Below are 13,571 nucleotides of genomic sequence, written 5' to 3' on the forward strand. Positions count from 1 at the left end.
GCGCAGCCGTGCGACAAGTTTGTTGTTGGCGGCGGGCCGCTGTTAGCATGCACGCTCATGTGCCCATCCACCTCCACCAACAGCATCCTTGCGCGCGGCTGCGCGGCTGGCGACGCCGTGGTGCGTGAGATCTGGCCATACAAGCCGGTCGCACATTCCTCCGCCCGGCGATAAAACACTCCCCCTCTTTTCATTGCGCAGAACCACCATCGCCGGGCACCCGCCCTGCGCGGCGGTGGATGAAATGGCCCGTGTCCGCTGGCGCGGGCAGGCCGTCCACCGGATTGGCAGGCCTTGCGCGCAACGCTGCGCAGGCCATCAAGGATTGGAGCGTCGCATGGAATTCACCAAACAGTTTCTACGGGCCAAAAGCCCGTGCGCCAATGGTTTTCGCTGGTTCACACGCCATATCGAAGACGGCGTGGGCTACCAGCAAGCGCTGGATCAACTGGTGGCCGCGGGTCGTGTGGACGACGCGCTGTGGCTGCTGGGCCAGTTCGGCCCCACCAACGCAGTGTTAAGCGTGGATCGCCTGGAAGCCGAGGCAGTGGTGTTCGCCGGCTCGGTGCAGGTGCGCGGCGGTATCGAGGTGGATGGCGTGATCCACGTGGGGCGATCCATCCATGTGGGAGCCGGCGTGCGTGCAGGCGGTGCCATTGTGGCGGGCGAGGACATCCGCGCCGGCGCCAGCATCCAGAGCGGCGATAGGCTGCACTGCGGGGGCGACTTGCGAACCGACTGGGGTGTGCATACGCAGCAGTCGCTGCACTGTGGCGGTGACCTGCGCGCCGCGTGGGACGTGGTCTGCCAAGGCGCGCTGACCGTGGGCGCCAGCGCCTTCGTGGGGCAGGACTTGCAGGTGCAAGGCGGCATTGACTGCGGCAAGAGCTTGCGCGTGGGCGGCCATGTGGGCGGCGCAGGCAGCCTGCGCGTGGGGCAGGGCATTGTGGTGGGTGGTGCCATCAGCGGCCTGATGCACCTGGAGGCAGGCTGGGGCATCAAGGCAGGCGAATCCATCCACGCCCTGGGCGCGATCAAGGCCGGCGAGAGCCTTAGCGCGGGTGAGGACATCCGCGCCGGTGAGGGCTACGGCATCTTCGCCGGCCTGAACGTGCAGGAGCCCGCCTGGGAGGCCTGCGCTCAGGTCTGGGCGCAAAAGCCGCCGGCTGGTCTGCGCAGCGGCGTGTGGAAAGGCCCCTGCGCGATGTGACCATGGCCCCCCGCTGGCACCGGCCAATAGGGGCACCCACGCCGCGCATGCCCGCTGCCACGCCCGTTGCCATGCGCCTGCCGCACACTGCGGTCACACTCACGGCTTTTGCGTTTGTTACATGACCTCCATGCCTACCCCTGCATCCAGCGCTGACGTCCGCAACGTCAGCGCTTGGCAAGTCTTCCTCATCTTTTTGCGTCTGGGTCTGACCTCGTTTGGCGGGCCGGTGGCCCACCTGGGCTATTTCCGCGAGGAATTCGTCGCCCGGCGCCGCTGGCTGCAAGAAAGCGCCTATGCCGACCTGGTGGCGCTGTGCCAGTTTTTGCCTGGTCCCGCCAGCAGCCAAGTGGGTCTGGCGCTGGGCCTTCGCCAGGCGGGCTGGAGCGGCGCACTGGCTGCCTGGGTGGGCTTCACGCTGCCGTCGGCGCTGGTGATGGCGGCGCTGGGCCTGGGGCTGGTCGCCGGGCACGGCCTGGTGCCCGCGGGGGTGCTGCACGGCCTGAAGGTGGCGGCCGTGGCCGTGGTGGCGCAGGCCGTGTGGGGCATGGCGCGCAGCCTGTGCCGGGGGGCGGCGCGGCTGCTGCTGATGGCGCTGGCCTGTGCGCTGGCGCTGCTGCTGCCGGGTGTGGCCGGTCAGTTGGGCGCCATGCTGCTGGCAGCGCTGGCCGGCCTGGCCCTGTGGGGACGGGCGGGCGCCGCACAGTCACCGGCGGTGCACGACACGCTGGCGGCCCGGGTCAGGCCACGCACCGGGGCGTTGCTGCTCGTGGTGTTTGCCGCGCTGCTGGTGCTGCTGCCCCTGGCCGCGCGCGCCTGGCCGCAGGGCTGGCTGGTGCTGGCCGATGCGTTTTACCGCGCTGGCGCGCTGGTGTTTGGCGGCGGGCATGTGGTGCTGCCGCTACTGCAGGCCGAGGTAGTGACCACCGGCTGGGTGGCGCCGGATGATTTTCTGGCGGGCTACGGCCTGGCGCAGGCTGTGCCGGGGCCGCTGTTCACCTTTGCTGCCTTTTTGGGCGCGGCGGCGGGCCACGGCGCGGGCGGCTGGTCGGGCGCGGCAGTGTGCCTGGTGGCCATCTTTGTGCCCGCTTTTTTGCTGGTGGCGGGCGCGCTACCGTTTTGGGAGCGTCTGCGGCACAGCGCACGGGCGCGGGCGGCACTTTCGGGTGTCAATGCCGCGGTGGTGGGCCTGCTGCTGGCGGCTTTCTACGATCCCGTCTGGACCAGCGCCATTCATACCCTGGCCGATTTTGCGCTGGCAGCGGTGGCTTGTGCGGCACTGATGTGGGCGCGCGTGCCGCCGTGGCTGGTGGTTCCTCTGTGCGGCGTGGCGGGCTGGGTGTTTTTAGGGTGATTTTTGCCCCTAGCGCACGTCGCTAGTGCGCTGGCAGCTATGCTTTCAGGAGTGACGCCAGCTCTGCTACGGGCTGCGCTGCCTCAGGGCGCCAGCCGCTCACGCACCCAGGCGCCAGCCTCCTGGCGGTAGCGCAGACGGTCGTGCAGGCGGCTCTTGCGCCCCTGCCAGAACTCCCACTGGTCGGGCTTCAAACGGTAGCCGCCCCAGTGCGGCGGGCGCGGCGGCCTCAGCATGAACTGCGCGCCGTATTTGGCGGCGTTGGCCACCAGCACGCCTCGGCCCGAGATCACCTGGCTTTGCGGGCTGGCCCAGGCGCCGATGCGCGAATCGAGCGGGCGGCTGTCAAAGTATTCGTCGCTCTCGGCGTCGCTCACTTTTTCCACCACGCCTTCGATGCGCACCACACGCTCCAGATCCACCCAATGAAACTGCAGTGCCGCATACGGGTTGCCCGCGAGCTGGCGGCCCTTGCGGCTGTCGTAGTTGGTAAACCAGACGATGCCGCGCTCGTCATAGCCCTTGATCAGCACCACGCGGGTGCTGGGGCGCAGGTCGCTGCCCACGGTGGCCACGGTCATGGCGTTGGGCTCGGGCACTTTGGAGGCAATGGCTTCTTTCAGCCACTGGTCAAACTGCTGCAGCGGGTCGGCGTGCGAGGCGTCTTCGCTCAGCTGGGCGCGCTCGTAGCTTTTGCGCAGATCGGCAATGGAGGAGGAGAGGGGGCTGTTGCTCATGGCCGGATTGTGCCCGCAGGGCGTGCCGCCCCCTGCCGGTCTGTCTTCAGCGACCGGCGATCACCGCGCACGCCAGGCGCGCGCCAGCGTTGCCCGTGGGCTGGGTGATGTAGTCGTCCGGGTTGGCATGCACGATCAGGCCGCGGCCCACGATGTCTGTGGCGCCGTCGCCAATGCGGATGCTGCGCGAGACGAAGTTGAACGTGGCCACGCCGTCGCCGTCAGCGCGCAGATTGGGCAAATCGCCCGCATGATGCTGGCCGCTGCCATGCTGTCCGTGCGGAACGCCCGCGGGGTTGAAGTGCCCCCCGGCGCTATTGCCGTCGCCGCTGGAGCAGTCGCCTTTTTCGTGCACGTGAAAGCCGTGCTCCGCGCCCGCCCTGAGTCCGCTGACGGTGCCGCTGACGCGCACCGCATCGCCGTTTTGCACAAAACGCACCATGCCCCGGGCACTGTTGCCCCGCGTTGGCTCCAGGCGCGCGCTGGCAGTGGTTTCGCCGGTGGTGGATGCGCAGCCGGCAAGCCCCAGGCTTGCCACAGCCAGTGTGGCCAGCCATACGGCAGACCCGGCTGCGGCGCCGGGAAGAGATCGAGTGAGCATGCGATGTCTCCTGAAAATGCAAGGCCGCCAAACTAGCGCGATTCGGGCTGCAGCGCAATGAGGCTTGCCCATGCCGGGCGACGAGGGGCTGTGGGCACACCGACTCAGTGGCTGGCGATGTCACCGGCGGAACCTACAATCGCGCAGCTTTGTTATTGGCCTTGATTCATTGACCATTCACGGGAGTTTTCATCATGTCCTTCAACACTTCTGACGACGACAAAGAGCAGCGCGTCGTACTCGGCTTTCTGTTTGCGCTGATCGCGCTGGTGGTTTCCGCAGTCGTGGGGCTGGGCTTTCACAAGCGCATGCCCATCCAGGCGCCCGCGGCTGCCACCACCGCCGACGCACCTGCCGCTGAGGCCGCGGCCCCCGGCGTGGTGATCACCGAAGACGGCTCCAGCGTGGTGGTGGAGGGTGGCGTGGTCAAGTTCTTCTTCGCCACCGGCAAGGCCGATCTGGCAGCCGGTGCCAGCGAAGCCCTGGCCGACGTAGTCAAGGGCGTGCTGGAAGGCGGCAAGACCGCACTGGTGTCGGGCTTTCATGACGCCACGGGCGACGCCGCCCTCAACGCCGAGCTGGCCAAGCAGCGCGCCCTGGCCGTGCGCGACGCGCTCAAGGCCCTGGGCGTGGCCGAGGACAAGATTGAGCTGAAAAAACCCGAGGTCATGCAAGGCAGCGGCAGCAACGCAGAGGCCCGCCGCGTTGAGGTGATCCTGGCGCCCTGAGCCTTCGATCACGCCATGCAAAAAGCCCGGCATTGCCGGGCTTTTTTTGTGGTTTGGTTCTAATCAAAACAGGCCGTAGCCCTTGTAAATAAAGCGCCGCAAGCTATCACCGCAATAGCAAACCGGCGCCCATCAGCGCAGGCCGGTGCCTGTGCCGGCATCGTCCTTGCGCTGTATCAGCTCGATCTTGTAGCCGTCGGGGTCGGTCACGAAGGCGATGACCGTGGTGCCGCCTTTGACTGGGCCGGCCTCGCGCGTCACGGTGCCGCCAGCGGCCTTGATCTTTTCGCAGGCGGCATAGGCATCGGGCACGCCCAGGGCAATGTGGCCGTAGGCGGTGCCCATGTCGTAGCTTTCAACGCCCCAGTTGTAGGTCAGCTCGATCTCGGCCTGGCCGGGGTTGCCGCCGTCAAAGCCCAGGAAAGCCAGCGAGTATTTGTACTCGGGGTTCTCGGAGGTGCGCAGCAATTGCATGCCCAGCACCTGGGTGTAGAAGTCTATGGAGCGCTGGAGATTGCCAACGCGCAGCATGGTGTGCAGGAGTCTCATGCCCGCCATTGTGCCGTCAAGGCAAAGCCCGCAGGGCAGGGCGTGCTGCAGCAAGGCGCGCGGGAGTTGCCGCGTTTTGTCACATTCAAGCCTTACAAAGCTCTCCAATCGATTCATGGCATAAGCATGACCATCCATTTTTCCGAACGACAAAACGAGGTTGCCCGATGACTGGGCGCCGCGCATTGGCCCTGGGCCTGGCCGCGCTCTTGCTGGTGGGTGTGGGCGGGGGCATCTGGTACTCGCGCACGTCGCTGGTGCAAAGCCAGCAGGTGCAACTGGCGCAGCAGCAGGCGGTGACGGCGCGCGGGTTGATCGGGTCTGAGAAAGAGGCCTTTTTTCAGGACGAGCGTGTGCGTGAGGTGCTGGCCAGTCACGGCGTGACCGTGACGGTGCAAAAAGCGGGATCGCGCAGCATTGCGGGCAGCTACGACCCCGAGCAGTACGACTTTGGTTTCCCGTCTGGCGCGCCTGCCGCCGTCCAGCTCAAGGCCGCGGCCAAGGCCGCCAATGTTTACACGCCTTTTTACACCCCCATCGTTTTTGCCAGCTGGAAGCCAATTGCTGACATCCTGATCGCCAACGGCATTGCCCGCAAGCTCGGAGACTTTTACTACGTGACAGACATGCCCGGCCTGATGACTCTGGCCGGCAATGGCACGCGCTGGCGCGACCTGAAGCAGTCGGGCGCCTTTGCCACCGGCAAGGCAGTGCTGCCCGCCAGCACCGATGTGCGCAGTTCCAACAGCGCGGCGATGTACCTGGCGCTGGCCAGCTATGTGGCCAACAGCCAGCAGGTGGTGCAAAGCCAGGAAGACGTTGACCGCGTGATGCCTGTGGTGGCGCCGCTGTTTTTGCGCCAGGGCTTCCAGGAAAGCTCGTCGGCCGCACCATTCGAGGACTACCTGGCCCTGGGCATGGGCAAGGCGCCGCTGCTGGTGGCCTATGAATCGCAGCTGGTGGAGTTCTGGCTCAGGCACCCGCAGCGCCGCAACAGCGAGATGCTGATCCTGTACCCGCAGCCCACGCTGTATTCCAAGCATGTGCTGGTGCCCTACACACCCGCAGGCGAGCGGGTAGGGCAGTTGCTGGAATCCGACCCGCAGCTGCGCGTATTGGCGCAGGAGTTTGGCTTTCGCACCGGCGGGGACACGCACGGCCCCGAGCTGTGGGCTGGCAAGGGCGTGCCGGCGCCCGCGCAGCTGGTGGATGTGATCGAGCCGCCCAGCCAGGAATGGCTCGAACGCATGATCGTCGGCATCGAACAGCGGTTCAAGTAATGGAATGAAAACAGGCTCTAGCTCAATTAAATAGAGCGCTAGCAGCTATTATTTTGGGAGTAATTCGTGAGCGAAAAACAGCCATCCCCCACCGCGGCCGCAACCCCTACCGCCACTGCAACCGGCGCCGCGCCGTTGCAGGACTTTGTGCTGGAGCCGCCCGCGCCTGCGCTGCCCGTTCCCCTGGAGTCGGCCAGCGGCAAAGTCCGCCTCAAGCCCGAAGAGGTGCAGCAGCTAGATGCGCAGGTGGCGCAGTTCATTGACGAAATCACCATGCACGACAGCCAATCGTCCGCATTCAAGGATGCGGTCGAGCGCATCCACAGCATGGGCAACAAAGAGGTGGAGGCCGCCGCGGCTGTGTCCAACCGCATGCTGGAGCGCCCGGTGAAGACGCTGAACAACGGGCTGTTTGACCAGGGCAGCCAGATCGGGCAGGGCCTGATCGATCTGCGCCGCCAGGTCGAAGAACTCGACCCGTCGCGCCAGGGCGACCTGCTGCGTCCGCGCAAGCTGCTGGGGTTGATTCCGCTGGGCAACAAGCTGGTGGACTATTTCGACAAATACCAATCCAGCCAGAGCCACCTGAACGCCATCATCGAAAGCCTCAAGCGCGGCAAGGACGAGCTGTTGCGCGACAACGCCGCCATCGAGCAGGAGAAAGCCAACCTGTGGCAGCTGATGGAGCGGCTGGAGAAATACATTCACATCGGCAAAAAGCTCGATGGCGCGCTGGCCACCAAGGCCGCGCAGCTGGACGCCACCGACCCCGAGAAGGCCCGAGTGGTGCGCGAGGACATGCTGTTTTACGCACGCCAGAAAGTCACCGACCTGCTCACGCAAATGGCGGTGAACGTGCAGGGCTACCTGGCGCTGGATCTGGTACGCAAAAACAACCTTGAGCTTGTCAAGGGCGTGGATCGCGCCACCACCACCACCGTGTCGGCGCTACGCACCGCGGTCATCGTGGCCCAGGCGCTGGCCAACCAAAAACTGGTGCTCGACCAGATTGCGGCCCTCAACACCACCACGGGCAACCTGATCGCCGGCACCAGCGAGTTGCTGCGCGAGCAAAGCGGGCACATCCACCAGCAAGCGGCAAGCAGCACGATCGAACTGGCCAAACTGCAGCAGGCCTTCAACAACATCTACCAGACCATGGACGCCATGGCCGACTTCAAGGTAAAGGCGCTGGCCTCCATGCAGACGACGGTGGACACGCTGTCGCAGGAGGTCGAAAAGTCCAAAACCTACCTGGAGAAAACCCGCCGCCAGGAAGCGCGTGACGCGCTGCAGGCCTCTGCCGGCATGGGTGCCAACGAGGTACGCCTGTGACCACTCCCAGCAAGCAAACACCCGGCCCATCCTGTTGGAAGAAATTGGCCGCTGGCGCTGCGATGCTGCTGGGTCTGGCTCTGGCCGGCTGCGACCGCACGCCCGTGCCCGCGTCGGCGCCAACTGCGTCCACATCAGCGCCCGCACAGCCAAAGCCCGCTGAAGCGCCCGCTGACGGCGCCTTCACGGTGCTAGCCGGCTCCGAACTCAAGGATGTGGCGCCCGCGCTGGAGCAGGCTGCGCAGGCGGCAGGCGTGCCGATCAAGCTGAGCTACTCGGGCACGCTGGACATGGTCGAGCGCATCAACGCCGGCGAGACCTACGACGCCATCCTGCCGCCCAATGGCGCCTATCCCTCACTGGCGCTCACCGCCAAGCCTGTCGCGCGAGAAAAACTGTTTTATTCCCGCGTGGCGCTGGGCGTGAAGGGTGAAACGCTACGTCGTCTGGGATGGGACAAGGCCGCGCCCACCTGGAGCGACATCGCACGCGCCGCAGCCCAGGGGCAGTTGCGTTACGCCATGACCAACCCGGCCAGTTCCAACACCGGCATGAGCGCACTTTTTGCGGTGGCTTCGGCCGTGGCAGGCAAGACCGAGGATCTGCAGGCAGGGGAGGTCGATGCCAAAGTTTTGAAAGACTTTTTGTCGGGCCAGAAGGTCACGGCAGGCAGCTCCGGCTGGCTGGCCGAGGCTTTCGAGCGCAACCCGGGTGCCGTCGATGCGCTGGTCAACTACGAGGCCGTCATCCTGCGGCTGAACGAAAAACTGCCTGCGGCCCACCGGCTGACCCTGGTCTATCCCAGGGATGGGGTCATTTCAGCCGACTATCCGCTTTTGCTGCTCAACGCGGCCCGGCGCGCCGATTACGACAAGCTGGTAGCGCAGTTCAAGGCGCCCGCATTCCAGGGGCAGCCGCTGCAACAAGCGCAGCTGCGCCCCTCCAGCCAGGAAGTTCAGGTCAGTACAGCGCTTCCCGCCGCGCCAGTGGTTGAGCTGAGCTTTCCTAACCGGCTGGAGGTGATCGATGCGGTGCTGTCGTCCTACCAAAGCGAGCTGCGGCGCCCGGCCAGCAGCATCTTCGTGCTGGACGTGAGCGGTTCCATGCATGGCGGGCGACTGGCACAGATGCGGGAGGCGCTGAAGATTCTCTCTGGCGCCCAAACCACCGCAGCCAGCCTGCGCTACGCAGCCTTTCAGGCGCGTGAGCATGTCACCCTGATCCACTTCTCTGACCGCGTCAGCCCGCCGACACATGTGCAACTGACAGCCAGCGACGTGCAGGCCGGACGCGCACAAATCAGTGCCTATGCCGACAGCCTCGAGGCCAATGGCGGCACGTCCATCTATGAGGCGCTGACGCTGGCGCAGCAGCAGGCGCGTACCGAGTTGCGGGCGGATCCGGAACGCTTTGTCAGCATCGTGCTGCTGACCGACGGCGCGAATAACGCAGGGCGAGACCATCAACAGTTTGTGCGCGAGCTAGAAGCCGAGACCAAAGCCGGCACGCCGCTGGTGCGCGTGTTTCCCATCATCTTCGGCGAGGCGCAACCAAGCGAGATGGAGGCGCTGGCGCTGTTGACGGGCGGACGGGCCTTCGATGCGCGCAAGGCGCCGTTGCCGGTGGTGTTCAAGGAAATTCGTGGCTATCAATAAAGAAACAATCAACATATCACCATGTCTGCGCTTCGCCGCCTGCAACTTTTCTTCTACAGCAACGGCAACCTGGCCGGTCTGGCATTGGCGTTATGCGGACCGGCGCTATTGTTTGCAGGCGCCATCGGTACCGGCTGGGGCTGGATCACGGCAGGGTTTTACCTGGTCGGTTTGCTGGCAGGCTGGGCGCTGAAGCCCTCTGGCGCATCATTTGAGCGCGCATTGCAACAGCACTGGAGCGCCGCAGAGATTGAACAGCGCATCGATACGCTGGTGGAGCAGGCAAGGCCCCTGCTGTCAGCCGAGATGCAGCGCCACCTTGAGAACGTGCGTGGCGCCGTGCATGAGCTCATGCCAACGCTGGCCAATGTGGATACGGCGTTTGACGAGGGTCTGTTCACCGTGCGCGAAACAGTGCTCAACTATCTGCCTGCCACGTTGTCGCACTATGCGGCGCTACCCCCGGTCTTTCGCGTGACACAGGCTGTGCACGAGGGCAAGACCCCAAAGCAACTACTTACAGAGCAGCTCGCACTTTTGGATGCGCAGATGCAGCAGGTGGTGATCAACGTGGCCACCAGCGACGCACAGGCACTGCTGGCCAACGGACGTTTTTTAAAACGCAGGTTCCTGCAGCCGGATTTTTTAGCCTCTTAACCCTCGCAAGGCCTCAAGCGATGAACCTGGATTCGCATGATCCAAGGGACGATGATGCAGGACACGCTTGCAGGCCCCGCACCCCAAGCCTCCCTGGCCAACGAGGAGACCGTGCGCCAGCACCTTCCAGCGGCGTGCCTGCCGGCGCTGACCCCGCGCGAAGTGAAATTGATGCAGGGCCTGGCCGCAGGGCGCACCAACCAGCAATTGGCGCGTGCCTTTCACCGCAGCGAGAAGACCATCCGCAACTGGCTGACGCGCCTGTATCTGAAACTCGGCGCCCATAACCGCACCGAGGCGGTGGCCATCTACCAGCGGCGGGGCGGGTGAAGGCGCGTCGGGCATGTCTCCACCGCTGCCTACAGGTACCACCTATCAGGGTAAACCGCCATCAGATCGGGACATTCGTCCCGTTGCGTGCTCCTTGTGACTCCGTTATCTTGACCAAATGAGTGAACAGGGCGAAGCCAATAACATCCTCTCAAAACGGCTGCACTAAGCACTTGGGGTGCGACGTCGTCGCGGACAAATTCCGAGGGGCAAGTCACCTGCATGGTGAAACCGATGCATATGCAATTTCTGTCAATTCTCGGTGGTACGCTAGGCCATTCATAAGCAAAATCCCCAACCCGTGCGTGCTATCAAATGCGATTACGCCGAGACGCTCGAATTCCTTGCTGGATCGGTAAATGAGAGACCTGTCGATGCACAAGTTGATTATTTTTATCCTTGTATTGCCGATTTTTTCTGGATTGTTAGGGTGTGAGCGTGCAAAAACTAGGTTTGATCGAAAAGTCGATCGCTTGTGCGCTGCTGATGCGGGGGATCGAATTTATGAAAAAGTGGCTCTGCCAAAGGCATACTTTGGCGACGATGGGCAATTTACCAGCGATTTTAGTCGGAGCCTTCTTGATATACATGGTAATGAAAAAAATCCATTTCATAGTGTCGTCACTCGGTCTGATGTTGAATCCATGGGGCAATTATTTCCGATAAGAACTAGCATAAAAATACAAAGAACCAGTGAATATTTAATCCGAACTCTTGATGGCAAAATTTTAGGAGAGAGAGTGGTTTACTCTCGTGTGGGTGGCGACTTTTTTGGCCCTTGGGAAGCCTCATCTGCACATTCTTGTCCGATTTTCAAGTCGGGCTTATCCAATGAAATATTTGTGAGAGGGGATTGATTGTGAATATAAATCAGACTAGTTATATGGCTCAGGCTGCTCAGGCAAGCTATGCAGAGCTGAATTCTGGTAGTGGCGGGACTGGACTGCGCGATCAATTACTTTTGCAAATTAATAAGGGGGTGGGACGGCGGAGATCAAGACGGGCAAGTGCAGGATTATTGAGTACCTGCTGAGTCCGGTGCAACGGGCTGCGGGAGAGAGTTTGAGGGAGCGATAGGCGTGAAGGCAAAACAATACGAAGGAAGTTGTATGCGGACACCAAGACATCGGATTGCTATGAAATTGAAAGCTGATTGCATCCACTCCACGGGCGCTGGAAGCCAGAAAAGCCCAAACCGACGTGACCGCACGCGCAGAGGTGTTTTTATGTGCCGCTTGAAACACGGCTACGTCCTGGCAGTTGCCGCATTTCTGCTAACAGCCTGTGGCCCCAACGAAGAGCAGCGTGCGCAATGGGCTGAGGAGAAACGCATAGAGTGTCTGGACAAGTTTTGCGAGGGTGACATCGAACCCAGGCATGACTCCGCTACTGAGGTTGCTCTTAAGTTCAATGGACAGTGGTATGTGGGGCCGAAGTACTACTTCAGTACCGGAATGAACGGTGCGGCCTTCTATTGGCCTAGCAAGAAGAATCGGGAAGATGTGCCGCAAGACGAAAGAGCCGTTCCCTATGCTCACACCATCGAGATATTTCTGCGATCTAACAACATTCCATCCGAGCCTCGCGGCTACAAGCTTATTGAGCTCGCTGAGTCTAAAGGTTGGATTGCAGACCGAAGAAATTTGCGGCGCGGACTCGACGCAATCAAGATGAAGCACGTTATTGGGCCTCGGGGCCAGTACATCGACCATGTCACTTACTACGTGGCAACCCAACTCAAAGGGACGGATGGCCTTCCACCCGTCGCCACATGCAGCCACGTTAATCCAAGCGACAGCGGCGGAACGGGCTTCATGTGGCAGCCAGGCATCTGGGCAGGAACCCGAATGAACCAGAAGCACTGTGCCGACTGGCCCGAAATATTTCAAGAAATCACCCGTGTACTTCAACTTCTCAAAAAGGCGTAAATCATGGCAATCAACCTGACGACAGCTGAACTCGATATTCTGGCCGCTAAGCAACTTCAAGCCGCGCCAGGACTCGCCGGGCAACTCCATGCCGCTCAGCAGCCGCATCAGCTTGAAATTGGCGTACAGGCGGTCGCATGATTGGCCTGCTGTTCATGGCAGGCATCTCCGTCTGGCTGGCGGTAGTGATCTACCTGTGCAAGCGGATACCGCGCTGGCTGGGCATGGCCCGATTTACCAAGGCTGCACAATTCCTTTTGTTTCCTGTTTTGCTGATATTACCAATTGCCGATGAGCTGATTGGGCGCTGGCAATTCAAGAAACTTTGCGAACGTGAGGCTGTGGTTGCTTTGTCGTCTGACTGGCAGGGTGTTAAGCGCGCTCGAAATGCAAGTGGGTCAATTGTTAATTTGAATGGTTACACTATCCGCATTCGAGAGCAGTTCGTTAAATATGTTGATATTGATACAGGTCGCCCATTTCTAGAATATAAGGGATTTCATCATAGTGGGGGTGTTCTAATGGATCGACTGGGTCTGGGGTTAGGTAAATCTATATCTTGTTGGCCGCCGAATGATTCACACGTCCTGAATTCGGTAAATATTGATCAACTGCTGAAACAGGGAAAGTGACATGGCAACTATCTTGAGCACCTACATCAACGCTTTGCTGGCCGATGCAACATACGTAAATCTAATACCGGGCTAATCGGCAGCAGAAATCAAGACTGATCTCGATATACGCATGACTTCGGAATTGGTGAAATACATCGCCGACAACTTCGAAGTCCTCGGCGCCATCGACACACCGGATGCCATCGGTGCCGGTTCGGGTTTCGATGCCACGGTGTGGAAAGGCCGCGCGGGCACCGAATTCGACGGGCAGGGGGTATGTCCGAATTTTTGTGTAAACGGTACGGACTTCAGTTGACGTGAAGTCCCCTTGAAAACCTGAGCCACCTGGAAGTAGAGAATCCACCCCAACGGAGTCTCTACATGAAGAAATCCAGATTCAGCGAAGCCCAGATAGTCGGCATCCTCAAGGAGGTCGAGCTGGGCGCCAAGGTCGCCGAGACGTGCAGTGAGATAGCCCCTTGAAACTCCGGACCCGTCCTATCGCTTATCTTTGAAGATAGGAGTAGGACTGTGAGTACGACTAGGCATACGGACACTGTTGAAGTCATCTTGAAAGACCAGCGCCGCAGGCG

At 61.9% G+C, this 13,571-nt stretch carries 16 protein-coding genes and 1 pseudogene; 14 read left to right on the plus strand and 3 right to left on the minus strand.

Features of this window, described 5'->3' with window-relative positions:
- Positions 1-337: 337 nt before the first annotated feature.
- Positions 338-1,210, plus strand: a complete 873-nt coding sequence (locus tag AB7E35_RS12175) for a hypothetical protein (protein ID WP_428163957.1) — start codon at positions 338-340, stop codon at positions 1,208-1,210.
- Positions 1,211-1,340: 130 nt separating this feature from the next.
- Positions 1,341-2,564: a chromate efflux transporter gene (chrA, locus tag AB7E35_RS12180; protein ID WP_428163956.1), complete on the plus strand. Its 1,224-nt coding sequence runs from the start codon at positions 1,341-1,343 to the stop codon at positions 2,562-2,564.
- 83 nt (positions 2,565-2,647) lie between these two features.
- On the opposite strand, the gene pdxH is transcribed toward chrA, so the two are convergent.
- Both pdxH and AB7E35_RS12190 read right to left on the minus strand, forming a co-directional pair.
- Positions 2,648-3,301 (minus strand): pyridoxamine 5'-phosphate oxidase, encoded by a 654-nt coding sequence (pdxH, locus tag AB7E35_RS12185; protein WP_428163955.1) that lies wholly within the window; start codon positions 3,299-3,301, stop codon positions 2,648-2,650.
- 46 nt (positions 3,302-3,347) lie between these two features.
- A complete protein-coding gene (locus tag AB7E35_RS12190; protein ID WP_428163954.1) occupies positions 3,348-3,902 on the minus strand; it encodes a superoxide dismutase family protein in 555 nt (184 codons plus the stop codon).
- A gap of 194 nt (positions 3,903-4,096) precedes the next feature.
- Between AB7E35_RS12190 and AB7E35_RS12195 the strand changes: the two genes are divergently transcribed.
- Complete coding sequence (locus tag AB7E35_RS12195) at positions 4,097-4,630, plus strand: OmpA family protein (RefSeq protein ID WP_428163953.1); 534 nt, start codon at positions 4,097-4,099, stop codon at positions 4,628-4,630.
- A gap of 132 nt (positions 4,631-4,762) precedes the next feature.
- Here the strand turns inward: AB7E35_RS12195 and gloA are convergent, their stop codons facing one another.
- Positions 4,763-5,179, minus strand: coding sequence for a lactoylglutathione lyase (gene gloA, locus AB7E35_RS12200; RefSeq protein ID WP_428163952.1), 417 nt, complete (start codon positions 5,177-5,179; stop codon positions 4,763-4,765).
- A 167-nt stretch (positions 5,180-5,346) separates the two neighbouring features.
- Here gloA and AB7E35_RS12205 point away from each other — a divergent pair, with 167 nt between their 5' ends.
- The 11 genes and pseudogenes from AB7E35_RS12205 to AB7E35_RS12255 all read left to right on the plus strand — a co-directional run.
- A complete protein-coding gene (locus AB7E35_RS12205; RefSeq protein ID WP_428163951.1) occupies positions 5,347-6,459 on the plus strand; it encodes a hypothetical protein in 1,113 nt (370 codons plus the stop codon).
- Between the two features lie 66 nt (positions 6,460-6,525).
- Positions 6,526-7,794 (plus strand): toxic anion resistance protein, encoded by a 1,269-nt coding sequence (locus AB7E35_RS12210; RefSeq protein WP_428167633.1) that lies wholly within the window; start codon positions 6,526-6,528, stop codon positions 7,792-7,794.
- Complete coding sequence (locus tag AB7E35_RS12215; RefSeq protein ID WP_428163949.1) at positions 7,791-9,449, plus strand: substrate-binding domain-containing protein; 1,659 nt, start codon at positions 7,791-7,793, stop codon at positions 9,447-9,449. Before AB7E35_RS12210 ends, AB7E35_RS12215 begins: the two co-directional genes overlap by 4 nt.
- Positions 9,450-9,470: 21 nt before the next feature.
- Positions 9,471-10,106, plus strand: a complete 636-nt coding sequence (locus tag AB7E35_RS12220) for a hypothetical protein (RefSeq protein WP_428167634.1) — start codon at positions 9,471-9,473, stop codon at positions 10,104-10,106.
- Between the two features lie 36 nt (positions 10,107-10,142).
- Entirely contained in the window at positions 10,143-10,436 is a 294-nt protein-coding gene (locus AB7E35_RS12225; protein WP_428167635.1) for a response regulator transcription factor, read from the plus strand.
- Positions 10,437-10,810: 374 nt separating this feature from the next.
- Positions 10,811-11,293, plus strand: coding sequence for a hypothetical protein (locus tag AB7E35_RS12230; protein WP_428167636.1), 483 nt, complete (start codon positions 10,811-10,813; stop codon positions 11,291-11,293).
- Positions 11,294-11,572: 279 nt separating this feature from the next.
- Positions 11,573-12,364, plus strand: a complete 792-nt coding sequence (locus AB7E35_RS12235) for a hypothetical protein (protein WP_428167637.1) — start codon at positions 11,573-11,575, stop codon at positions 12,362-12,364.
- Between the two features lie 3 nt (positions 12,365-12,367).
- Complete coding sequence (locus AB7E35_RS12240) at positions 12,368-12,505, plus strand: hypothetical protein (RefSeq protein ID WP_428163944.1); 138 nt, start codon at positions 12,368-12,370, stop codon at positions 12,503-12,505.
- On the plus strand, positions 12,502-12,996 hold the full coding sequence (locus tag AB7E35_RS12245; RefSeq protein ID WP_428167638.1) for a hypothetical protein: 495 nt from the start codon (positions 12,502-12,504) through the stop codon (positions 12,994-12,996). Before AB7E35_RS12240 ends, AB7E35_RS12245 begins: the two co-directional genes overlap by 4 nt.
- A gap of 112 nt (positions 12,997-13,108) precedes the next feature.
- Positions 13,109-13,294, plus strand: coding sequence for a hypothetical protein (locus tag AB7E35_RS12250; RefSeq protein WP_428163942.1), 186 nt, complete (start codon positions 13,109-13,111; stop codon positions 13,292-13,294).
- Between the two features lie 65 nt (positions 13,295-13,359).
- Positions 13,360-13,443 (plus strand): annotated as a pseudogene (locus tag AB7E35_RS12255) (transposase); the annotation flags it as partial.
- Positions 13,444-13,571 lie beyond the last annotated feature (128 nt).

This window comes from Diaphorobacter sp. (assembly GCF_050251835.1).
Classification (GTDB): domain Bacteria; phylum Pseudomonadota; class Gammaproteobacteria; order Burkholderiales; family Burkholderiaceae_C; genus JBFXIE01.